The following is a 21,911-nucleotide window of genomic DNA, read 5'->3' as shown; positions in this document are numbered from 1 at the left end:
CCTTCCCGGAGCGGAGGGCCGCCCACCTCGACTGGAGGGTGGAGAGGGCCTAGTACCCCGGTACTAGTCGCCCCGGCCGTTTTCACTTCCCCGGTGCTGCGGATGCCCGGAAAGGCGCTCCTAGCGTGAAGACGTGGGTCGCGCAGGCCCTCCTTTTCCTCTCGATCCTCTTTCTCTCGAACCTGGTGGGAGTACTCCGTGGCCACCTTCCTCTACCGACTGGGCCGGTTCTCGTTCCGGCGCCGACGGCTCGTCCTGATGCTGTGGATCGCCGTCCTGGCGGCCGTCGGAATCGGCGCGGCGAGCGTGTCGTCGAGCACGTCCGACAGCTTCACCCTGCCCGGCACGCAGTCGCAGAAGGCGATCGACCTGCTGGGCAAGGAGTTCCCGCAGGCGTCGGCCGCCGGCGCCACCGCCCGCGTGGTGTTCGAGGCGCCCGGCGGGCAGCAGCTGAAGTCCGGCGCGAACAAGACCGAGGTCGAGTCGCTGATCGCCGACCTCAAGAAGGCGCCCCAGGTCGCGAACGTCAGCGACCCGTACCAGAGCGGTCTGATCAGCAAGTCCGGCACCATCACCTACGCCCAGGTCACCTACAAGGTCGCCCAGGCCGACGTCACCGACGCGGCCCGCGACGCCCTGCACTCGGTGGCCGACCGGGGCGAGAAGGCCGGCCTCTCGGTCAGCCTGGGCGGCAACGCCGTACAGGAGAAGGCGGGCGGCGGGGCGGCCGAGCTGATCGGTCTGCTGATCGCCGCCGTGGCACTGGTCATCACGTTCGGGTCGATGCTCGCGGCCGGGCTGCCGCTGCTGACGGCGATCTTCGGGGTCGCGGCGGCGGTCTGTGCCATCACGGTCGCGAGCGCGTTCTTCGACCTCAGCTCGGCCGCCACGACGCTGGCGCTGATGCTGGGCCTGGCGGTGGCCATCGACTACGCCCTGTTCATCGTCTCCCGCTACCGCAGCGAGATCCGGGACGGCCACGAACCGGAGGAGGCGGCGGGCCGCGCGCTGGGCACCGCCGGTTCCGCGGTGGTCTTCGCCGGTCTCACCGTCGTCATCGCCCTGGTCGGTCTGAGCATCATCGGCATCAGCATGCTGACCACGATGGGCCTGGGCGCCGCCTTCTCTGTCGTCGTCGCCGTACTGATCGCGCTGACCCTGCTGCCCGCGATGCTGGGCTTCGCCGGGATGCGGATCATGAGCGGGCGGTTCACCAGCCGCCGGATGCGCGCCTTCCAAGACCGCGGCGAGGGCGAGACGACGGGCGTGCGCTGGGCCCGGTTCGTGACCCGCAACCCGGTGAAGATGCTGCTCGTCTCGGTCGTCGGGCTCGGTGTCCTCGCCATCCCCGCCCTGTCGATGCGGCTGTCCCTGCCCGATGACAGCATGTCCGCCCCCGGCACCAGCGAGCGCATCGCCTACGACACCATCACCAAGGGCTTCGGCGACGGCTACAACGGCCCGCTCACGGTGGTCGTCGACGGTCGCGGCAGCAGCGATGCCAAGACCGCCGCGCAGGACACGGTCACCCAGCTGGGCAAGCTGTCCGACGTCGCCGCCGTGCGCCCCGCGGTGTTCAACCAGAACAGCGACGTGGCCCTGATCTCCGTCGTCCCGAAGAGCTCCCCCAGCAGTCAGGACACCGTCGACCTGGTCTCCCAGATCCGCGACCGGGGCCCGGCGCTGAAGTCCGACACCGGTTCCGAGCTGATGGTGACCGGCACGACCGCGCTGAACATCGACGTGTCCAGCAAGCTCAGCAGCGCTCTGATCCCCTACCTCGGTGTGGTCGTCGGCCTGGCCCTGGTCCTGCTGCTCCTGGTCTTCCGCTCGATCCTGGTCCCGCTCAAGGCAGCCCTCGGCTTCCTGCTCAGCGTGGTCGCCACGCTCGGTGTGGTGGTCGCGGTGTTCCAATGGGGCTGGCTGGCCGACCTGTTCGGCGTGGACCAGACCTCGCCGATCGTGAGCGTGCTGCCGATCTTCATGATCGGCGTGGTGTTCGGACTCGCCATGGACTACGAGGTGTTCCTGGTGACCCGGATGCGTGAGGCGTACGTCCACGGGGCCGAGCCCACCGAGGCCGTGATCGCGGGCTTCCGGCACAGCGCCCGGGTGGTCACGGCCGCCGCGGTCATCATGATCTCCGTTTTCGCCGGGTTCCTGCTGGACGACGTGGCGCTGATCAAGTCGATCGGTCTGGGCCTCGCCTCCGCCGTCCTCTTCGACGCGTTCGTCGTCCGCATGACGCTCGTACCGGCGGTCATGACCCTGCTCGGCCGCCGCGCCTGGGCGCTGCCCGGCCGGCTCGACCGGATCCTGCCCAACGTGGACGTCGAGGGCGAACGGCTGCGCCACCTGCTGGCCGAGACCCCGGACGACGGCTCCGGCAGCCCGGACCGGGCACCCGTGTCGCCCGTCGCCACCGGGAAGCGCTGAGGCAGCGGCCGTACGATCCACACCAGGACGCCGGTCCGGGGCCGCCCTCGGCCACACCGTCCCCGCCCGCACCATGGAGGGTGTATCCCGTGACCTCACCACCGATGACGGCCCGGTCCCTCATGCCGGAGAGCCTGATGGGAGGGGCCCGGCTGGGTGACTCCGAGTACCGTGCGGTCGTAGGGCTGCTCACCTGGCTGGGGCGGGTGCGGCAGGCCGACACGGCCCATCCACGGGTCAGGGTGTGGGGGGTGCCCGCCTGTTACGCGCTGGCCGGGATTCCGGCCCTGGTACGCGCGGCCCACGACTCCGCCGCCGCCTTCGTGCTGACGCTGGCGGTGACCGCCGGGTTCACCGTGCCGTTGCTGTGGCGGAGGCAGCGGCCCGTGCTGGTGTTCGCCGTCCTGGCCGTCCTCTCCGAGGTGTGCCTCGCCCTGAGCGTGGACTCGGGTTCGACCGCCACCCAGCTGGTGGCGCTGCTCAACCTGGGCCGCTTCGGGGCTCCCGGACAGCTGGCCGTCGGCGTCGTGTACAACCTCCTGCAGACGTTCGTGTCGATCGTCTTCTTCAACGGTCTCAAGGGATCGGACCAGGAGGCCAGTACCCCTGTGCTGGCGTTCCTGGCCGTGGTCGCCATCCTGTCGATGGCCGCGCTGGGGCTGGCCGGAAAACTCGTGAACGCCTACATCGAGGCCCTCAAGGACCACGCCGTACGTCTTGAGGTGGAGCGCGACCAGCGGGCCCGGCTCGCCGCCGCCGGTGAACGCGCCCGGGTGGCACGGGAGATGCACGACATCCTCGGTCACACCCTCGCCGTGATCGTCGGTCTGGCGGGCGGCGCGGCCGGGCTCGCCGAGAGCAAACCCAAGCGGGGCGCGGACACGCTGCGGATCATCGCGGAGAGCGGGCGCGGCGCCCTGGCCGAACTGCGCAGACTGCTCGCCGTCATCCACGACGACGAACCCGACGACACCCCGTTCGCTCCCCAGCCCGGACTGTCCGATCTGGGCGCTCTGATGGAGCGGGTCCGGGCCGCGGGCCCCGCCGCCACTCTGCGGCTCAAGGGCGACCTCACCGGTCTCCCCCAGGGACTTCAGCTCGCCGTCTACCGCATCGTGCAGGAAGCCCTTACCAACACGCTCAAGCACGCGGCACCGGACACGACCGTCGAGGTCACGGTCGCGGCCGACCCGGAGGCCGTGCACCTCACCGTCGAGGACACCGGCCCACACCTGGCCCCCGGCACCGACGAGCAGGGCAAGGGCCTGGTCGGCATGCGCGAACGGGCCGCGCTCTACGGCGGACAGGTCGCCGCGGGCCCCAACTCCCGTGGCGGCTGGACCGTCCGCGCCCTCCTCCTGCCCGCCTCGACCGCCCCCGACCTCCTGGAGAAGCACCCCGCATGACCACCGTCCTCATCGTCGACGACCAGGCCCTGCAGCGCCTCGGCTTCAGCATGCTCATCGAGCAGTACCCCGACCTGAGCACCGTCGGCGAGGCCACGCACGGCGTCGAGGCGGTCCGGCTGACGGCCGAACTCCGCCCCGACGTGGTCCTGATGGACGTCCGGATGCCCGGTATGGACGGCATCGAGGCCACCCGCCGCATCGTGCAGTCCGGGGGCCGCTCCCGCGTCCTCGTCCTGACCACCTTCGACCTCGACGAGTACGCGTACGCCGCGCTGCGCGCCGGGGCCAGCGGTTTCCTCCTCAAGGACGCGCTGCCCGAGGAACTGGTCGCGGGCATCCGCGCGGTGGCCGCCGGGGACGCGGTCATCTCCCCCGGTCTGACCCGCAAACTCATCGACGCCTTCGGCGACCGGATGCCCGGCCGCACCCCCGAGCAGGACCGCCGCCTCGACACCCTCACCGACCGCGAGCGCGAAGTCCTCACCGTCATGGCCTCGGGCTGGAGCAACACCGAGATCGCCGAACGCCTCTCCCTCGCCGAGTCCACCGTCAAGTCCCACGTCAGCCGCATCCTCGCCAAGATCGGCGCCCGGGACCGGGTCCAGGCGGTGATCTTCGCGTACGACGCGGGACTGGTACGGCCGGCCTGAAGTGAGCCGGGGGGCTCAGGCCGTCGGCCCGGTCACGAACTTGCTGATGAGCAAGGTGAGTTCGGCCGGTTTCTCCACGGGCAGTTCATGACCGGCGTCGACGATCCGGACGACCGCGTCCGAGTAGGCGTTCGCCATCCGCAGCATCTGGGAGAGCGGCAACTGGATGTCGTGGTAGCCGTGCGCGATGAGCGTGGGCGCGGTGATCTCGTGAACCCGGTCCAGGACGTCGAAGGCCCGCATGGCGCCGTAGCAGGTCATGACGACCTCGCGGGGCGTGACGGCGGAGGCCTCGATGTACTGGCGGATCTTGTCCTTGGGGTAGCCGGGAGCGAAGGCGCGCTGGATGTTGACGGCGACGAACAGCTTGAACGGCAGCAGTGTGGACACCGCCAGCAGCACACCGCGCGCCCAGCTGTACGTCATGCGGCTGATCGAGTCGACCAGCACCATCCGCTCGACCCGCTCGGGACGGGCGAGGGCCAGGGTCTGCGCGATCATCCCGCCCATGGAGTGCCCGACCGGCACGAAGCGGTCGACCTCCAGGTGGTCGAGGACGGCGACGACATCTCCGGCCAGTTCGTCGACGGTCCGCGACCCCGCCCCGGTGCTCTCGCCGTGCCCGCGCAAGTCGAGCCGGATGACCCGCCGTTCGGTCGAGAAGTGCGCGAACTGGTGGTCCCAGCGGTGCCGGTTGGCCGTCCAGCCGTGAATGAACACCAGCGGCGCGCCGGCTCCGTCACGGGGGCCTTCGTCGTCGTACACGAGTACCGCGCCGTCGACTTCGAGTTTCGGCATGGGCGTCTCCTGGGGTGCGGCAGCCGTCCACCGGTCGGCGTCAAGGTCGTTGACCGGGATGATCCGGATCTTGCCCTGAACACAAGGGAGTTGCCGTCCCCGGCCGTGTTCCGCAACGAGATCGAGATCGTCGACGGGCCGGGCACGAGCAGACATGCCGCAGACTTTCTGGGTGATCGTTCTGCAGCCGGTCCTGGAAACGCTCGCCCGTGACGGCTTCACCCTCTGGCCCGTCGCCGAGTCCGCGCCCTACGGCTTCCTGCCGCTCCACGGCGGGCTCACTCCCGCCGAGGTCGGCGCAGCGGTGATGCACATCGCCGACTGCAACACCGTCGAGCCCGAGAACGACGATCACCCTCCCAGGCCCACCGACCCGCTCGGCGCCTTCCTGCACGGACTGCTCACCATGGACGGACTCTTCGCATCCGGCGGCCTGCGGGTCACGGACACGGCGACGGGCACCACGCTGTTGCCCGGCTGCTGCAACGGGCTGGACGAGCGCCGCGACTGGTGGGAGGTCGTCGACGGCGACGGCTGGGCCTCGTTCGGTCACGATCCCGCTCCGTTGGCCGAACGCCACGGCGACGTCGTCCAGTTGACCGTCGACGCCGACGACGAAGGCAGCCCCGTGATCGAACTTCCCGTCACCGACCTGCGCCTCCTCCTCGCCGACGCGGAACGCAACCTGATCGACTTCCTCCAACTGGCCGCCGCCTGGGCCCCGTTGCACCTGGCGGAATACGCCGCCCCGGTCGTCCAGGCTCTCGGCCGCGCGCTGGACCTGCCCGCGCCGACGAACCCGTAGGGTGTACGGCCCGAGGCGGCTCGCGCGCTCAGGCCGCCTCGGTCGCGATCGGTTCGGGTGCCGTCAGTACGGCTGTGGCGTCGGTCAGGTGGAGCACGAGGTCGGCCAGGGCCGCCAGTCGTCGGTCGTGGGTGATGAGGAAGGTCGTACGGCCGGCGGAGAGGTGGCGGAGGGGCGCCATGATGCGGGCGGTCGCCGCGTCGTCGAGGCCGGTCGTGGGCTCGTCGAGGATCAGCACGGGGGCGGTGCGCAGCATGGCCCGGGCGAGGGCGATCCTGCGGCGCTGGCCGCCGGAGAGGTTGTTGCCGTGCTTGCCGACCGGGGTGTCGTAGCCCTCGGGCAGCGCGCTGACGAATCCGTGCGCGTCGGCCGCGACGGCGGCGGCGAGCACCTCGCTGTCGGCGGCGTCCGGGCGGCCGTAGACGATGTTCGCGCGGATCGTGTCGTCGAACAGCATGCTGTCCTGCGGGAGCAGGGTGATGTGGCGGCGCACCTCGTCCACCGGGAGTTCGGCGATGTCCCGGCCGTCGAGGAGGATGCGGCCCCGGGTGGGTTCGTGGAAGCGGAGCAGGAGTTTGCCGAGGGTGGACTTGCCGGCGCCGCTGGGCCCGGTGACGGCGACCAACAGGCCCGGGGGGATGTCGAGTTGGACGCGGTGGAGTACGGGGCCCGCGGCGGCGGGGTAGGAGAAGCCGACGTCCTGGAAGGTGACGGCGCCGCGTACGGGTTCGGGGAGTGAACTCACGTCGGGGCGCGGGGTCGGTTCGGGGGTGGGGGTGGTGCGCAGGACCTCGATCAGGCGCTCGCAGGCGGCCGTGGCCGTGGAGGCGCCGACGAGGAGTTCGCCGAGTTCCTGCAGTCGAGGGTGGAGGTAGCTGAGGAAGGCGGCGAAGGAGAGCAGACCGCCCACGGTGAGGTGGTGCTCGGAGATCTGCCACGCCCCGGCGCCGATCACCGCCAGCACGCTGAGGGTTTCGAGGAGTTCGCCGAGCGGACCGTACACGGAGGACAGCCGGATCTGGCGGAGTCCGGCCCGCATCCAGGTGCGTCCCTCGCGGTGCACCTTGCTGCTCTCCGCCCGCTGACGGCCGTAGGCCTGCACCAGGGGCATGTTGGCGAGGCTCTCCTCCAGGAGGGAGGCGAGGCGTCCGTTGCTGTCGCGTTCCGCGCGGGTGGCGGTGCGCATGAGGGTGCCGAAGACACGGGCGCCGAGCCAGATCAGCGGAGCGGCCGCGAGGGTGATGAGCGCCAGTTGCCAGCTGGTCCGGAACGCGGCGGCGGCGAAGACGAGGGCGCCCACGGCGGAGGTGATCAGCTCGACGGGGGCGGCGGCGACCAGCGTCTCCACGACCTCGATGTCCCCGGTGAGGCGGGTGACCAGGTCGCCGGTGCCGTAGCGGTCGAGGGTGTCCGGCGGGATGCGCTGGAGGTGCTGGAAGACGTGGTCGCGCAGGCCCAGGAGGAAGTGCTCGCTGGTCCAGCCGGACAGGTAGCTGCCGGCCGCTGAGGCCGCGGCGCCCGCCACGGCGAGGCCGAGCCACAGCGTGGCCGGGCCCCAGAAGGCGTCGAGGTCGCCGGGGGCGAGGACGTCGTCGGTGAGGCGGCCCGCGATGGCTATCGCGACGGCGTCGGCAGCGGACGAGGCGATGAGGAGCAGGGCCGAGGAGAGGACGGCGACGCGATTGCCGCGGACCAGGGGCCAGAAGGCGCGGAAGGCGGCGAGCGGGGAGACGCGGGCGTGCCGCATCCGGGACGGGTTGTGTTCCCCTGCCGCAGTCCAGTCCCAGTGCGTGCCGGGGTCCATGTCAGGCGGACGGACGGACCCCGGCACAGCCGTCACTTGCCGTGCTTCTTGTGCTTGCGGTGGTGGTGCTTCTTCTCGTGGTGCTTGTGATGCGCCTCCTTGGCGCACTCCTTCTTCTTGGCCTTCTTGGCCAGGGCGATCTTCGCGAAGGACACGTCGTTCCCCTTTCTCGGAGTTGGCAATCGGTAGTACGGGGGCGGGAGTTGGCGAACTCAGGAAGGGAGGTGAGCGTTGGATGATGTTCCCTTACCGAATCCCTTACCGAGCCCCTTGCCGAGTCCGTTGCCGGGACCGGCCGTGCCGTGCGGCGCCGGGCGGGAAGTTACGGATGCGTTCCGGACTCTTGACGACAGCCGTATGACTGCGTAGACATGACAGCGCAGACATGACTGCGCAGCCAGAAGCAGAACCGGCCACCGGGAGACACCATGACGCGAGGCACGGGGCGGAGCGGGAACACCGCGGCTCCGCGCAGCGTGGACGTCGCGCGCCTGGCCGGGGTCTCGCAGAAGACGGTCTCGCGGGTCTTCAACGACGAGCAGTACGTCTCCGCCGACGTCCGCCGACGCGTCCTCGAATCTGCCGAGGAGCTCGGCTACCGGCGCAACAACGCCGCCCGGGCACTGGCCTCCGGACGCACCCGCTCGATCGGCGTGGTGACGCTGGGCACCGCCCTGTACGGGCCCGCCTCGCTCCTCATGGGTGTCGAGCGGGTCGTCCGGGACACCGGCTACGCGCTGCGCGTGGTCAACACGATGGAAGGCGACCCGGCGGGCATGGCCGGTGCCGTGGACTCGCTCCTCGATCAGGGCGTGGACGGCATCGTCATCTCTGAGCCGATCGACGAGGAGGGCATCCCCGGTGACGACGCAAGTGCCGCTCCCCGTCTGAACGTTCCGATCCTCGTCCTCGGTGCGCCCTCGCCGGTCTCCGCGCCGCTCGTCCTGACCGCGGGCGACGGCGCCGACCTCATGGCCCACACCGCCACCGAACACCTCCTGGAACTCGGTCATATGACGGTCCATCACCTCGCGGGTCCGCAGCGGTGGTACGCCGCGCGGGACCGTCTCGACGGCTGGCGGGCCACCCTGACCGCGCACGGCAGGGCCGTACCGCCGCCCGTCGAGGGCGACTGGTCGGCCGCGTCCGGGTACCGGGCGGGGCGCGAACTGGCCGAGGACGGTGGTGTCACGGCGGTGTTCGCCGCCAACGACGACATGGCGATCGGTCTGATCCGCGCGCTGACGGAGGCCGGGCTGCGGGTGCCCGAGGACGTCAGCGTGGTCGGCTTCGACGACATCCCGGTCGCCGCCTATGTGACTCCTCCGCTGACCACGGTGCGCCAGCCGTTCGACGCCGTGGCACAGGAAGGGCTCAAACGTCTGGTGCACGCCATCGAGAACCCGAACGCGGCTCCTTTGCCGACGAGCCCCCCGCCGGTCGACCTCATCATCCGTACCTCGACCGCACCACCGCCCGGCCGGACGACCCCGGCTCGTGGCAGACGTACCGCCGTCCGTTCCCACGGGCGGGCGCACCACGCTCCGCCGCCGAACGGAGGCCCGGCCACCCACCAGTGACGACGCCGGTCAGCCCGGACAGCACCAGCGCACGGCCGGCGCGCGACCCCAGGACGAGCCGCAGGTCCCGGTCACGCCCCGCCCCTCCGAACGCCCTTGCCAGGCAAGGCCGTTCCTGAAACCGGCCGACGGCGAGCCGCCTCGCCCCCACCGTCTCCGTCGCAGACTCACCACCCTCTTCTTCGGCCACGACCTCCGTCTCCGCATCCGGAGAAGTCGTCGGCCCGGTCCACGAGGACGCGTGCCCGACCCCGTCGGCGTCCGCTCCTCGGCCGGCGCGTCCGCGCCCTCCTCCATCACGCATCCGCACGCCCTTGCCAGGCGTGCCGTCAACTTCGCCACCGGCGGGAGTTCACCATGCCCAGAAACACCTCTTCGTCCACGCCCGGCCCCTTCTCGATGAGCCGTCGGGGCTTCCTCGCCACGACCGGTGCCCTGTCGCTCGGCGTCACCCTCACCGCCTGCGGCGGCAGCGGCTCCAGCGGCTCCACCGCCTCCGCCAAGCCGGTCAGCCAGGCCGACATCGACAAGGCGATGAAGACGCCGACCGAGCTGACGTTCTGGACCTGGGTCCCGAACATCGACAAGGAGGTCGCGCTCTTCGAGAAGAAGTACCCGGCCGTCAAGATCAAGGTCGTCAACGCCGGTCAGGGCACACCGCAGTACACCAAGCTGCGCACCGCCCTCAAGGCGAACAGCGGCGCCCCGGACATGGTGCAGATCGAGTACCAGGCCATCCCGACCTTCACCATCACCGACAGCCTCCTCGACCTGCGTCCCTACGGCGCCTCGGCCCTCAAGTCGACGTTCGTGGACTGGACTTGGAGCCAGGTCAGCGGCAGCGGCGGCCAGATCTGGGCGATCCCGCAGGACACCGGCCCGATGGGCATGCTGTACCGCAAGGACATCTTCGACAAGCACGGCATCGAAGTCCCCACCACCTGGGACGAGTTCGCCGCGGCGGCCCGCAAGCTGCACAAGGCCGACCCGGACGTCTACCTCACCAACCTCGCCGCCAACCAAGTCGCGGCCTGGCACGGCCTGTTGTGGCAGGCGGGCGCCAAGCCCTACGCGATGTCCGGCAAGAGCGACATCACCATCGGCGTGGACGACGCCGTCTCCCAGAAGCTCGGCGCGTACTGGGGCGGACTCGCCAAGGACGGAGTCATCGGCGTGGAGCCGGACTTCACCGACTCCTGGTACGCGGCCCTCAACAAGGGCAAGTACGCGACCTGGCTGACCGCCGCCTGGGGCCCGGTCTTCCTGTCCGGCTCCGCCAAGGCCACCGCCGGCAAGTGGCGCGCGGCCCCGCTCCCGCAGTGGGACGCGGCCAAGCCCAGCTCCGGCAACTGGGGCGGCTCCACCACCGCGGTCATCCGCTCCACCAAGAACCCCATCCAGGCAGCGGTGTTCGCCCAGTTCCTCAACACCGACCCGGCCAGCGCCAAGATGTTCGCCACCGAGCAGTTCTTCTTCCCGGCGACCAAGGCCCTGCTCACGGAGGCCGACTTCGTGTCGGACGCGCCGACCTTCTACGGCGGCCAGAAGGTCAACCAGGTGTTCGCCGACATCAGCTCGACGGTCAACTCCTCTTTCCAGTGGCCCCCGTTCCTCGACCAGGCGGCGACCGACTGGACCGAGACCGTCGGCAAGTCCCTCGCCGACAAGACGAACACCGTGCGCGCGCTGGGCAGTTGGCAGTCGCGGCTGACCACGTACGCCAAGACCCAGGGCTTCACGGTCCACTCGGCCTGACGGCGCGCCGGGTCCCGCGCGGCGGCGCGGGACCTGATCCCCGGCACACCCCACCCCTCAGAAAGGCCCGATGATGACTGCCACAACCGCGGCCTCCTCCAAGGGCCGGCGCGGCGGCGCGCGCCGCCACCGGTCGGCAGGGCCGCTGTTCGTCGCACCCTTCATGGCGCTGTTCCTGCTGCTCTTCCTCGCCCCGCTCGGCTACGCCGCCTATCTGAGCCTCTTCCAGGAACGGCTCATCGGCGGAACGGCGTTCGTCGGACTGGACAACTACGTCCGGGCCCTGGGCGACCCCCAACTCATCCACGGTGTCGTACGCGTCGCCCTGTTCTTCGTGATCCAGGTCCCGTTGATGCTGCTGCTGGCGCTGCTGTTCGCGCTCGCGCTCGACAGCGGGCTGCTGCGGTTCGCCCGGGTGATCCGGCTCGGCATCTTCGTCCCCTACGCCGTGCCGAGCGTGGTCGCCGCGCTCATGTGGGGCTATCTGTACGGGCCGGACTTCGGACCGTTCGCCCAGCTGAGCCACGATCTCCATCTGCCGGCCCCGGACTTCCTCAGCGACAGCTGGATGCTCGGCAGTCTGTCGAACATCGTGACCTGGGAGTTCGTCGGCTACAACATGATCATCCTGTACGCCGCGCTGCGCACCGTCCCCGAGGAGCTGTACGAGGCCGCCGCCGTGGACGGGGCGGGCGCCTGGCGCATCGCCTGGTCCATCAAACTGCCCGCCCTCAGACCGGCGTTGATGCTCACCCTGCTGTTCTCGGTGATCGGCAGCTTCCAGCTCTTCAACGAGCCGAAGCTGTTGATGAGCATCGCCCCGGACGTGATCAGCAGTTCCTACACCGCCAACCTCTACGCCTACACGCTCGCGTTCACCGGACAGCAGGTCAACTACGCGGCCACGGTGTCCTTCCTCCTCGGCCTCGTCATCGTGATCGTCTCCTATGCCGTCCTGCTCACCGCCAACCGCAGGAGGACATCATGACGACCACCCTTCACACGGCCGAGCTCGCTCCGCCGGCGAAGCGGGCTCCGGCCACCGCGGGCAAGCGGCGCAGGAAGCGCCACAGCACCCCGTTGACCATCGCCATGCTGGCCGTCCTGGCGTACTTCCTGCTGCCCCTGCTGTGGCTGCTGGTCGCCTCGACCAAGAGCACCCAGGACCTCTTCAACACCTTCGGCCTGTGGTTCTCGCACGCCCCGCAGCTGCTGACGAACGTCAGGGCCACCTTCGCCCAGGACGACGGCGTCTTCGTGCGCTGGCTGCTCAACACGGTCATGTACGCGGGTGTCAGCTCGGTCGGGGCCGCGCTGCTCGCGGCGGCCGGCGGCTACGGGTTCGCCAAGTTCCGCTTCCGCGGCGACCGGGTGGCGTTCAATCTCGTCGTCGGCGCCGTGATGGTCCCGGCCACCGCGCTGGCCATCCCGACCTATCTGCTGTTCGCCAAGGCGGGCCTGGTCAACACCCCTTGGGCCGTCATCCTGCCGTCCCTGGTCAACCCGTTCGGCCTCTACCTGATGCGCGTGTACGCCGAGGACGCCGTCCCCGACAGCATCCTGGAGGCCGCCCGGATCGACGGCGCCGGCGAGGCTCGGATCTTCTTCCGGATCGTGCTGAGGCTGCTCGGTCCCGGTCTGGTGACCGTCCTGCTGTTCACGCTGGTGGCGACCTGGAACAACTACTTCCTGCCGCTGATCATGCTCAACAACCCGAACCTGTACCCCGTCACCGTCGGCCTCTCCTCCTGGGCCGCACAGGCCCAGAACGGCGGGGCGGGCTCCAGCAGCGACATGCTCGCCCTGGTGGTGACCGGCTCCCTGATCTCGATCGTCCCGCTCGTCGTGGCGTTCCTGATGCTCCAGCGGTACTGGCAGAGCGGCCTGGCCTCCGGCGGCGTCAAGCAGTAACGCGCATCCGCGTCCCTCTTACCACTTCCCGTTTCCCCGGAGGTTTCCCCCCATGGCGGCTCTGCCTGCCCGTGTCCTGTTCGGTGCCGCGTACTACCACGAGTACACGCCCGCCTACGGCTCCACCGCTCGGCCCGACGAACAGCTCAAGACCGACCTGGACCTGATGGCCGAGGCGCACTTCACCGTCATCCGGGTAGGCGAGTCGGTCTGGTCGACCTGGGAACCTACGAGCGGCCAGTTCGAACTCGACTGGCTGCAACCGGTGTTGGACGGCGCCCACGAGCGGGGCATCTCCGTGATCATCGGCACCCCGACCTACGCCGCCCCCCAGTGGCTGGTCCGCCTGTACCCGGAGATCACCGCCGAGCACGCCACCGGGCAGCGGCTCGGCTGGGGTGCCCGCCAGGAGATCGACTTCACCCATCCCGCGTTCCGTTTCCACGCGGAGCGCATCATCCGCAGGATGGTGGCCCGGTACGCCGACCACCCGGCGGTCATCGGCTGGCAGGTGGACAACGAGCCGGGCCTGCACCTCCTCCACAACAACGGCGTCTTCCAGCGCTTCGTGGACCATCTGCGGGAGAAGTACGGCGACGTCGAGACCCTCAACCGCGAATGGGGACTGGTCTATTGGTCCCACCGCCTGTCCACCTGGGCCGACCTGTGGACCCCGGACGGCAACGAACAGCCTCAATACGACGTCGCCTGGCGGGAGTTCCAGGCCCGCCAGGTCACCGAGTTCATCGGCTGGCAGGCCGACCTCGTCCGCGAGTACGCCCGGCCGGGCCAGTTCGTCACCACCTGCATCTCGTACACCCGCCAGGGAGTTGAGGACGACGAACTGTCGGACCGCCTCGACATCGCCTCCGGCAACCCGTACTACGACATGCAGGACGGCCTCCTGTTGCCCGATCCCACTCCCGACGACCACGAGCAGCAGTGGAAGACCACCGGGGTGTGGTCGATGTACCAGACCGCCGACTGGATGTTCTCCTCGCGCCAGGAGCCGTTCCTCGTCACCGAGACCAACGCCCAGAGCATCGGTTTCCCGTGGGACAACCGGCCCGGCTACGACGGCCAGTGGCGCCAGGCCGCCTGGGCGCACGTCGCGCGCGGGGCCCGCATGATCGAGTACTGGCAGTGGCAGACACTGCGTTTCGGCGCGGAGACCTACTGGGGCGGAGTCCTCCCGCACAGCGGCCTGCCGGACCGTACCTATGCCGAAATAGCCCGTCTCGGCGCGGAGTTCGAGACCGCGGGCCCGCTCGTCGCCGGTCTTGAGCCGGACGCGGACATCACGATGGTCTACTCCATGCCGAGCAAGTGGCTGATGCAGAAGTACCCGCCGCTCGCGAACGCCGACGGCGAACCGGACGCCGCCGCCTACCACCGGTTCTTCGACCCCTTCTACCGGGGCGCCTTCGACGCGGGCCGCCAGGTGCGCATCGTGCACGCCCGCCAGCTGCACGATCCGCGCGGCGAGCGGGACGGCATGACACCGCAGGAAGCGGTACAACACCACCCCGTCCTCGTCGCCCCGGCCCTGTATGTCGTCGACGACTCCACGCTCGACTGGCTGGAGGCGTACGCCCACGCCGGCGGCCACCTGGTCCTCGGCCCGCGCACCGGCTACGCCGACCACGAGGCACGGGCCCGCCACGAACCGGCCCCCGGACGGCTCGTCGCGGCGGCGGGCGTGCAGTACGACGAGTTCGGCAACCTCACACAGGACGTACCGGTCCGCGCAGTGCCCGGCGGCCCGTTCGAGGTACCCGCAACCGCCCGTGCCACGCGGTGGATCGAGGGCCTCACCGCCGTCGACGCCGAGATCATCGCCGCCTACGAGCACCCGCACTACGGCCGCTGGCCCGCGGTGACCACCCGTAGCCACGGCGCGGGTCGGATCACCTGCGTCGGCACGGTGCCGGACCGTGATCTCGCCCGGGCGCTGGCCGAGTGGCTGTCCCCGGCCGCGAGCAGCGGCTGGCAGCACCTTCCCCCGACCGTCACCGCGACCACCGGGACCGCACCCGACGGCCGCCGTGTCCACATCGTCCACAACTGGAGCTGGGAGCCCGCGAGCGTCCCCGCCCCGGTGGACCTCACCGACGCCCTGACCGGCGATGCGGTCGTCACCGGCTCGGCCCTGGACCTCGGCGCCTGGGACGTACGCGTTCTCGTCTCCGCAACAGCCAACCGATCGTGATCCAACTCCCCTGAGGAGGGGCCATGCAGAGAAGACGGCTTGGACGAGCCCTCGGAACCTTTGCCGCTACATCCGCGATCCTTGCCATACCCATGGTCAGCGCTCAGGCGTACAACCCGACAGGCGGGACCCTCTACCAACTCGGCAGTGACGCCTGCCTGAAGGGGCGAGGCAACTGCGCGATCTACCCGAAGTCGGCGCAGCTGCCGAGCGGCCGGCTCGTCGCGTCCTTCGAGAAGTCGACGGTCGTGACGGCGTCGGGCAGCGCCGACGGACAGACCCTCCCGGTCTACAAGAGCGACGACCAGGGCACGAGCTGGCAGGCGCTGTCGGAGGTCAAGGCTCCGGCGTACCTCTCCAAGGATCCCCGGTACGCGAAGTACACGAGCAACTGGACCAACCCCTACCTCTACGTCCTTCCGCAGAAGGTCGGCAGCCTCAAGAAGGGCACGCTGCTCCTGGCGAGTGTCGTGTCGGGCGACGACTACTACTACAAGGAGCACCAGGCGGCCGACCCCAACTGGACGCCGAACAACGACGGGGACCGCAAGGACCTGGCGATCGCCCTGTATTCGAGCGGTGACGACGGCAGGACCTGGAAGGTGGTCAACGTCATCGCCACCGGTGGGTGGCAGGGCGGCAGCGCGGGCGCCATCGGCCAGAACATCGCGAACGCCAACACGGACAAGCAGGTCGACCCCCTGTGGGAGCCGTACCTGATGGTCTACAAGGGCAAGCTCGTCTGCTACTACTCCGACGAGAACGACTACACGGGCTTCAACCCGGTCACCGGTGTCCCCACGCTCGACCCCGCCAATGACACCGCCACCGACTCGCACGGTCAGATCCTCGTCCACAGGACCTGGGACGGCAGCGACGGGAACTGGAGCAGCCCGGTCGTCGACATCTCCGGTGCCGGCCAGGACATGGGGGGCGGCAAGACGGAGATCGGTGGCGGACGGCCCGGCATGACCAATGTCGTCCCCACGACGGACGGCCGGTGGATGCTGACGTTCGAGTACTGGGGCGGCGGGGCCAACACCCGGTACGCGATCGCCGACGACCCGCTGAAGTTCTTCCGCGGCACCCAGACCGGCATGTCCGTCGGCTCGCTGCCCGTCGTCGCGGGTTCCCGCCCGCTCACGGGCGGCGGCAGCCCGGTCGTCATCCAGCTCCCCGACGGACGCCTGGTGTACAACGCGTCGAGCAGCGGCGACGTCTGGGTCAACGAGAGCGGGCGCAGCGACGGAGTCTGGACCGAGTACCAGACGACCTCGCCGGCCGGCTACAGCCGAAACCTCCAGTACGTCGACGGCACCGGCCGCATCGCGATCCTCAACAACCAGGGCACGTCCACGATCGCCTACGCCGAGGTCGACCTCGGGGACTCGGACGGTGCCTACTACCGGCTGGTGAACCGCAAGACCGGCCAGGTGATCGGCACCGGAAACAGGACCAACGACGCCAACCTCGGCAACGGGAACGTGCCCGACGTGGTCCTGGAGGACACCGGTGCGGCGGCCGACCCGGACACCGAGTACTGGCACGTGGTGACCGAACCGCAGGGCGGTACGACCCTGCTCAACAAGTCCGGCGGCAGGGCGGCCGCCATCTGGACGGGCAACGCCACGGTCGGCCAGAAGATCGGCCAGTGGGTCGACAACAGCGGCACCGGCAGCTGGAACCTCGTCAAGACCAGCGACGGGTTCTACACCCTGCAGTCCGTGAAGAACACGAGCCTGTACCTGACCGGGGCGACAGCCGGAGCGCAACTCACCCTGCAGAACGCGCTCACGGACGGCTCGCAGGACTGGAAGCTCGTCCGGTAGGCCCACCTGAGGCAGGGCCTGGCCTCCATCGGCCAGGCCCGACAGGGCACACTGTCCGGGCGTGCCGTGGTGGCCCGGGTCGCCGACGGCGCCGAACTGACCGCCGCCGAGCACCCCTGCACCCACGCCGTCCTGCACCCCACGTGCCGGCCATTCCTCTTCGCTATTCCGACGTCACCGCATAACCGGATACGGACGGCCATCTCACCGTAACCAACACGGATTCCTCTTCCGCGAACCAGGAATGGTCGACTCCGGGACCCCACACGACATAATCCCCCTGCTGCTCCAGAAGAACACTGCGCTCCGGGAATTCCACCCGGAACCGGCCGCTGACAAGCACCAGAAGAGCAGTCCGCTCGTCACCTCTCACCCACTCCAGCCGTTCGTCACCCTGTGGATGGATTCCCCATTTGACTTCTACGGCATCGGTGTGGCGAGGGTCGTCGGCGGCCTTGAAATGGCCGAGGAGCCATCCGCTGTCCAGTGGCGCATCCTTGCCCGCATTTCCCACATATATATTTCCGTTCATAAATCCAGACCTTATCAGCCATCATTTTCGATATGCGCGTAGGTCCGCACGCCGTGCGCATCCGTGATATCGATGGTGACGCTCTTCCACTCCTCGGCGGGCTCCTCGGGCACTTCGGCCGTCCGGTATTCGGCCAGTGCCAGTAGTTCCGCGGTCACCCGGACTCCGGTGAGGCGCTCGGCCAGTGCGAACACCGCCGCTTTGCGATCGACACGGGACGCGTCTTCGTCCGTGAGGCCCAGGCCCACCTCGCAGATCAGGTCATTGAGCTCGTCCGGGGTGCTGCCGCTTCTGACCGGGGGCCATTCGAACTCGGTGCGCAACTCCCCGTTCTCGTACCAGTGGAAGAAGTGCATGGGCTTCCCGCCGTTGCTCGAATGGGAGACGGCGCGGGTCCCGGCCGAAAGGGTCTCCATGAAGTCCAGCGACCCCAGATCCCCACCGAGGGCCAGGGCGAGGGTCCAGTCGCCTTCCTCACCCGGGACAGTGCACACTCCCGCGAGGACGTAGGGGCCCTCCTCTCCGTCGGATTCTTCGAGGAGCTCCAGATGTTGCTCGATCAGTTCGCCGAGCCCCTCACATGCGCCGCTCGGCTCGACTCCCGCCAGGGCGAGCAGTTCCGCAGGAGAGACTCCCCGCACCAGGGTCAGGGTGTACCCGCTCTCCAGCGGATAGCGGAACGGTGATGTCGCGGAACGTATCCAGCCGTAGTCGGCCGCGGTGGCTGTGGTCATGGAGTGCATGTTGCCAGCCGTCACTGACACCGGGCGCGGACCGATCGGCCCGATCGGTCCGACCGCCGATCCCCGATCGTGGGCGAACACCCCCGACCCGCCAGTAGGGTAGGGAAGCCACGGCCTCCCCACCAACACCCGTCCCCGCAAAGGGACATGGGCCGTAGCGGTCGAGTCGGTCTCACTGCGTGAGGATGAAACAACAGGTGCTGATAGCGGGCCGGTACCGGCTGCACGTCGCCATCGGACGCGGCGCAATGGGCGAGGTCTGGCAGGCGTACGACGAGGTGGGCGGCAGACCCGTGGCCGTCAAGCTCCTGCACGCCCAGAACTCCGAACCCACCGCCGCCGCCCGCTTCCGTCTGGAGGCGCAGACCGCGGGCCGGCTCAGCCACCCCCATGTGGTCGGTGTCCTCGACTTCGGCGAGCAGGAGGGCCGGCTGTTCCTGGTGATGGAACTGGTCCAGGGCGACAGCCTCTCCCATGTGCTCGCCCAGGCGGGTTCCCTGCCGGCCGAGCAGGTGGCCCGCATCGCCGCCCACTCGGCCGCCGGGATGGCCGCCGCGCACGAACAGGGCATCGTGCACCGGGACATCAAGCCCGGCAATCTGCTCCTCGACGCCGACGGGTCCGTGAAGATCGCCGACTTCGGGATCGCGCAGTTCATGAACGACCCCGGTGGCGCGCTCACCGCGACCGGCCAGATCGTCGGGACGAGCCTGTACATCGCCCCCGAGCGTGCCCTCGGCCAGCCCGCCGGACCGCCGTCCGACGTGTACTCGCTCGGCTGTGTGCTCTACCAACTCCTCGTCGGACAGCCGCCGTTCCGCGCCGGCAGCGCCATCGCCGTACTCCATCACCACCTCGACACACCCCCCGTACCGCCGCGGGAGCTGGGCGTCGGGCTGCCGCCCGCCTTTGAGAACTACCTGCTCGGTCTGCTCGCCAAGCGGCCCGAGGACCGCCCCACGGCGGGGCAGGCGGCCAACTGGTTCGCCACGGGCGCCTGGAAAGGGATCGCCGAACCGCTCCCCGCAGCCGCGCCGCACCCCGAGCCGGTGCCACGTGCGGCCTACCGGGAGGCAGTCGGCGAGCCCAGGGCGAACACGGCTTCCGGGTCCGTGACCACGTACGCCTTCCCGACCTCCGCCGCCAGCACCGCTCCGGCCCACCGGACGCGGCGCCGGCAGCGCGAGGGGGTCCGCCCCGCCGCCGGACGGCGGTCGCAGACGCCGCGGAACTCGCGGATGGTGGTCACCGTCGCCGCCGTGGCGATCTTCCTCGGGGCGCTGCTGGTCGGCGTGACGCTGTTCTCCCCCGACCACAGCTCGGCGGACACACCGGCGACGAACCCGCCCAGCGCCACCAGCCCCTGACGCGCCGACCGGCCCGTACGAGTCAGCGCGCGGGCCGGTTGTCCTGTTCGAGCAGTCCCGGTTCCTCGATGCAGTCGAGCAGGAACGGCACCAATCCCCATTCCAGCAGGGCGAGTTCCCACTCTTCCTGTATCCAGCCGCCCTCGGCCGCTTCCTCGCCGGACGACGCGTCGTCCGCGCCCGGGCGGTCGTGGGCCGGTGCCTTCCACGACCAGACGAGGTCCCCGACGATCGCCCCGGCGGCCACGGCGCCGACGATCAGCCCTGCCGTCATCACGCCGTCGCCGACGTAGGGCCGCCCGACAAAGACGCGGAAAGCGAAGCCGAGCACCAACAGCGCGACCGCGACAACGGCCACGAAGGCGAGCGCGGCCATCAGCCAGCCACCGCCCCACTTCGCGGCCCGGGACGGGGAGCCGGTGTCCCCACGAGCGTCCTGCCGGCCGCCGGCCTCCACGTACTCGCGGTACTCGGCCGCGGCCGACTCGGAGATCGCGGCCCGCTCCAGGAGCGCGCGCTTACGCAGGCACTCGCGGTCGAGCTTCCCGCAGGACCGGCCCAGCGCCTCCCTGACCCGCCCGGAATCCAGCGCCCGGCACAGGAGCCGTTCGAAAGCCGTGCCGACGTCCGGCCCTGAATGCCCTGGATCCCGCATGGATCTCCCCCGATGAATCAGTGCCCGCGGCAGCGGGAGCCGACCGCGCGCGTGAGCGGTCAGGGGAGGAGAGTGTAGTGGCTCCGGCTTACGGGACGATGAGAGGGACGTTCGACCAGGGGCGGTGCCCCGCGAGCCGCGCGCGTGATCCAAACCGGGAACATGATCCAGGTACCCGAGTCGGAACGCCGTCCGGCCGGGGCCACAGCCACGAGCACGCAGGTCTCCAGGACGGGTCCGCCGAATCGGCGCAGGCCGGAGCGGCATCGATAATCACGCACAATCGGTTTTGATCAGAATTCGGCATTGGACGCAGGGCATCATCGTCGCTCGCCTGACGCCCTGCCTGACGCAGTGCCGAGTCGTCGATTTCGGCAAGGCCAAGTCGACAAGCTGTCGTTGAGCCCCACGCTCGCTCCCCCGCGCCGCACTCCGGAGAGCACCGTCTCACCGTCCGGACGGCCGGCGACGACCCCCGGCACCGACGGAACTCCCGCAGGGTGTCCCGCACGCCGTCCTGTGACCGCGCGCTCGATTCTTTCCAATGAGGATACTCATTAGGTCGATCGGGTAGTGAGGGACCGTCGCGGATCCCGCGACCCGGAGACCCCACGAACGAAGGGTGGACCATGAGGAACGGCGACCACATACGAAACGGGTCGGCATGAGGGCGCCCGGTCTTCCCGGCGGCGGCCCCCACGACGACCCGGCGCTCGGCCTGGGCATTCCTGAACCGGAGCGCGTCGCGCGGGTCGAGTCGTGGACCCGGCCTACGGGACCGGACGGCCGGAGTGCCGACGGGTACGGCGAGATGGTCGCGCGTCTGCGCGGTTTCCTGGACTACGTCGCGGCGGCCCGGCCGGACCCCGGCACGCTGGCCGCGCTCTCGGACGACCTCGGCGCCTGGTGCGAGCGGCTCGCCGACGCGGCCGTTCCCGAGCGCGAGCAGGTCTTCGGGCACCGGGACGACATGCCGGGCCGGGGCCAGACGATGGCACCGGCCTTCCAGGTCCACGAGGCCGACCGGTACAGCGTCCGGGGCACGGTCCGCTTCGGCCGGTACTTCCTGGGCGGGAACGGGGCGGTCCACGGCGGCGCCGTCCCGCTGCTGTTCGACGAGGTCCTGGGGCGCCTGTCGGGCTCGGCCGGCCGCAGCCGGGCCCGCACCGCCTATCTGCACACCGACTACCGGTCGATCACCCCGATCGGCGCCGAACTCGACGTGCACGGCTGGTTCGTGAGCGAGGAGGGCCGCAAGCGGGTCCTGCGGGCCGAGATCCGGCACGACGGGGTGCTGTGCGCCGAGGCGGAGGGCCTGTTCGTCACACTCAAGCCCGGTCAGCCCTGACTCCGGGCAGCAAAAGGTAATGAACATTTCTTAGAAAGCATTGACGCTCGGTTCCGTCGGCGAAATAGTTCGACGCGGAC

At 69.9% G+C, this 21,911-nt stretch carries 18 protein-coding genes; 12 read left to right on the top strand and 6 right to left on the bottom strand.

Going from position 1 to position 21,911, the window contains the following annotated elements; translation table 11 throughout:
- Nucleotides 1–198 precede the first annotated feature (198 nt).
- The 3 genes from OC490_RS17135 to OC490_RS17125 all read left to right on the top strand — a co-directional run bounded on the left by OC490_RS17135 (nucleotide 199) and on the right by OC490_RS17125 (nucleotide 4,495).
- Complete coding sequence (locus OC490_RS17135; protein WP_262058809.1) at nucleotides 199–2,436, top strand: MMPL family transporter; 2,238 nt, start codon at nucleotides 199–201, stop codon at nucleotides 2,434–2,436.
- 104 nt (nucleotides 2,437–2,540) lie between these two features.
- Nucleotides 2,541–3,842, top strand: coding sequence for a sensor histidine kinase (locus OC490_RS17130; protein ID WP_410098680.1), 1,302 nt, complete (start codon nucleotides 2,541–2,543; stop codon nucleotides 3,840–3,842).
- Nucleotides 3,839–4,495, top strand: a complete 657-nt coding sequence (locus tag OC490_RS17125) for a response regulator (protein WP_262058807.1) — start codon at nucleotides 3,839–3,841, stop codon at nucleotides 4,493–4,495. Before OC490_RS17130 ends, OC490_RS17125 begins: the two co-directional genes overlap by 4 nt.
- A 15-nt stretch (nucleotides 4,496–4,510) precedes the next feature.
- Here the strand turns inward: OC490_RS17125 and OC490_RS17120 are convergent, their stop codons facing one another.
- Nucleotides 4,511–5,293, bottom strand: a complete 783-nt coding sequence (locus OC490_RS17120; protein WP_262058988.1) for an alpha/beta fold hydrolase — start codon at nucleotides 5,291–5,293, stop codon at nucleotides 4,511–4,513.
- Nucleotides 5,294–5,465: 172 nt separating this feature from the next.
- Between OC490_RS17120 and OC490_RS17115 the strand changes: the two genes are divergently transcribed.
- Complete coding sequence (locus OC490_RS17115; protein ID WP_262058806.1) at nucleotides 5,466–6,098, top strand: hypothetical protein; 633 nt, start codon at nucleotides 5,466–5,468, stop codon at nucleotides 6,096–6,098.
- A gap of 28 nt (nucleotides 6,099–6,126) precedes the next feature.
- On the opposite strand, the gene OC490_RS17110 is transcribed toward OC490_RS17115, so the two are convergent.
- Nucleotides 6,127–7,938, bottom strand: coding sequence for an ABC transporter ATP-binding protein (locus OC490_RS17110; RefSeq protein WP_262058805.1), 1,812 nt, complete (start codon nucleotides 7,936–7,938; stop codon nucleotides 6,127–6,129).
- A complete protein-coding gene (locus tag OC490_RS17105; RefSeq protein ID WP_262058804.1) occupies nucleotides 7,935–8,057 on the bottom strand; it encodes a hypothetical protein in 123 nt (40 codons plus the stop codon). Before OC490_RS17105 ends, OC490_RS17110 begins: the two co-directional genes overlap by 4 nt.
- 273 nt (nucleotides 8,058–8,330) lie before the next feature.
- On the opposite strand from OC490_RS17105, the gene OC490_RS17100 reads away from it, so the two are divergent.
- From OC490_RS17100 to OC490_RS17075, 6 genes are all read left to right on the top strand, one after another.
- A complete protein-coding gene (locus OC490_RS17100) occupies nucleotides 8,331–9,482 on the top strand; it encodes a LacI family DNA-binding transcriptional regulator (RefSeq protein ID WP_262058803.1) in 1,152 nt (383 codons plus the stop codon).
- 357 nt (nucleotides 9,483–9,839) lie between these two features.
- Nucleotides 9,840–11,237, top strand: a complete 1,398-nt coding sequence (locus OC490_RS17095; protein ID WP_262058802.1) for an ABC transporter substrate-binding protein — start codon at nucleotides 9,840–9,842, stop codon at nucleotides 11,235–11,237.
- A 70-nt stretch (nucleotides 11,238–11,307) separates the two neighbouring features.
- The gene (locus OC490_RS17090; protein WP_410098636.1) at nucleotides 11,308–12,225 is read left to right on the top strand and encodes a carbohydrate ABC transporter permease; all 918 of its coding nucleotides are present in this window, start codon (nucleotides 11,308–11,310) and stop codon (nucleotides 12,223–12,225) included.
- Nucleotides 12,222–13,148, top strand: a complete 927-nt coding sequence (locus OC490_RS17085) for a carbohydrate ABC transporter permease (protein WP_262058801.1) — start codon at nucleotides 12,222–12,224, stop codon at nucleotides 13,146–13,148. Before OC490_RS17090 ends, OC490_RS17085 begins: the two co-directional genes overlap by 4 nt.
- Nucleotides 13,149–13,200: 52 nt before the next feature.
- Entirely contained in the window at nucleotides 13,201–15,357 is a 2,157-nt protein-coding gene (locus OC490_RS17080; protein WP_262058800.1) for a beta-galactosidase, read from the top strand.
- A gap of 23 nt (nucleotides 15,358–15,380) precedes the next feature.
- Entirely contained in the window at nucleotides 15,381–17,186 is a 1,806-nt protein-coding gene (locus OC490_RS17075) for an RICIN domain-containing protein (protein WP_262058799.1), read from the top strand.
- A gap of 163 nt (nucleotides 17,187–17,349) precedes the next feature.
- Here OC490_RS17075 and OC490_RS17070 read toward each other — a convergent pair whose 3' ends face one another.
- Both OC490_RS17070 and OC490_RS17065 read right to left on the bottom strand, forming a co-directional pair.
- Complete coding sequence (locus tag OC490_RS17070; RefSeq protein WP_262058798.1) at nucleotides 17,350–17,718, bottom strand: signal peptidase I; 369 nt, start codon at nucleotides 17,716–17,718, stop codon at nucleotides 17,350–17,352.
- A gap of 14 nt (nucleotides 17,719–17,732) precedes the next feature.
- Nucleotides 17,733–18,452: a DUF6461 domain-containing protein gene (locus OC490_RS17065; RefSeq protein WP_262058797.1), complete on the bottom strand. Its 720-nt coding sequence runs from the start codon at nucleotides 18,450–18,452 to the stop codon at nucleotides 17,733–17,735.
- A gap of 206 nt (nucleotides 18,453–18,658) precedes the next feature.
- Between OC490_RS17065 and OC490_RS17060 the strand changes: the two genes are divergently transcribed.
- Entirely contained in the window at nucleotides 18,659–19,828 is a 1,170-nt protein-coding gene (locus OC490_RS17060) for a serine/threonine-protein kinase (RefSeq protein ID WP_262058986.1), read from the top strand.
- 22 nt (nucleotides 19,829–19,850) lie between these two features.
- Here the strand turns inward: OC490_RS17060 and OC490_RS17055 are convergent, their stop codons facing one another.
- Nucleotides 19,851–20,483, bottom strand: a complete 633-nt coding sequence (locus OC490_RS17055) for a hypothetical protein (RefSeq protein WP_262058796.1) — start codon at nucleotides 20,481–20,483, stop codon at nucleotides 19,851–19,853.
- 664 nt (nucleotides 20,484–21,147) lie between these two features.
- Between OC490_RS17055 and OC490_RS17050 the strand changes: the two genes are divergently transcribed.
- On the top strand, nucleotides 21,148–21,831 hold the full coding sequence (locus tag OC490_RS17050) for a PaaI family thioesterase (protein WP_262058795.1): 684 nt from the start codon (nucleotides 21,148–21,150) through the stop codon (nucleotides 21,829–21,831).
- Nucleotides 21,832–21,911: the final 80 nt, after the last annotated feature.

Source organism: Streptomyces sp. STR69, assembly GCF_024519455.1.
GTDB lineage: Bacteria > Actinomycetota > Actinomycetes > Streptomycetales > Streptomycetaceae > Streptomyces.
This window is presented reverse-complemented; position numbering and strand designations above follow the sequence as displayed.

Coding starts and splice junctions, on each gene's coding strand:
- OC490_RS17075 (WP_262058799.1), top strand. CDS start 15,381: ATGCAGAGAAGACGGCTTGGACGAGCCCTCGGAACCTTTGCCGCTACA.
- OC490_RS17095 (WP_262058802.1), top strand. CDS start 9,840: ATGCCCAGAAACACCTCTTCGTCCACGCCCGGCCCCTTCTCGATGAGC.
- OC490_RS17090 (WP_410098636.1), top strand. CDS start 11,308: ATGATGACTGCCACAACCGCGGCCTCCTCCAAGGGCCGGCGCGGCGGC.
- OC490_RS17050 (WP_262058795.1), top strand. CDS start 21,148: ATGAGGGCGCCCGGTCTTCCCGGCGGCGGCCCCCACGACGACCCGGCG.
- OC490_RS17070 (WP_262058798.1), bottom strand. CDS start 17,718: ATGAACGGAAATATATATGTGGGAAATGCGGGCAAGGATGCGCCACTG.
- OC490_RS17120 (WP_262058988.1), bottom strand. CDS start 5,293: ATGCCGAAACTCGAAGTCGACGGCGCGGTACTCGTGTACGACGACGAA.
- OC490_RS17065 (WP_262058797.1), bottom strand. CDS start 18,452: ATGACCACAGCCACCGCGGCCGACTACGGCTGGATACGTTCCGCGACA.
- OC490_RS17130 (WP_410098680.1), top strand. CDS start 2,541: ATGACGGCCCGGTCCCTCATGCCGGAGAGCCTGATGGGAGGGGCCCGG.
- OC490_RS17080 (WP_262058800.1), top strand. CDS start 13,201: ATGGCGGCTCTGCCTGCCCGTGTCCTGTTCGGTGCCGCGTACTACCAC.
- OC490_RS17085 (WP_262058801.1), top strand. CDS start 12,222: ATGACGACCACCCTTCACACGGCCGAGCTCGCTCCGCCGGCGAAGCGG.
- OC490_RS17125 (WP_262058807.1), top strand. CDS start 3,839: ATGACCACCGTCCTCATCGTCGACGACCAGGCCCTGCAGCGCCTCGGC.
- OC490_RS17100 (WP_262058803.1), top strand. CDS start 8,331: ATGACGCGAGGCACGGGGCGGAGCGGGAACACCGCGGCTCCGCGCAGC.
- OC490_RS17055 (WP_262058796.1), bottom strand. CDS start 20,483: ATGCGGGATCCAGGGCATTCAGGGCCGGACGTCGGCACGGCTTTCGAA.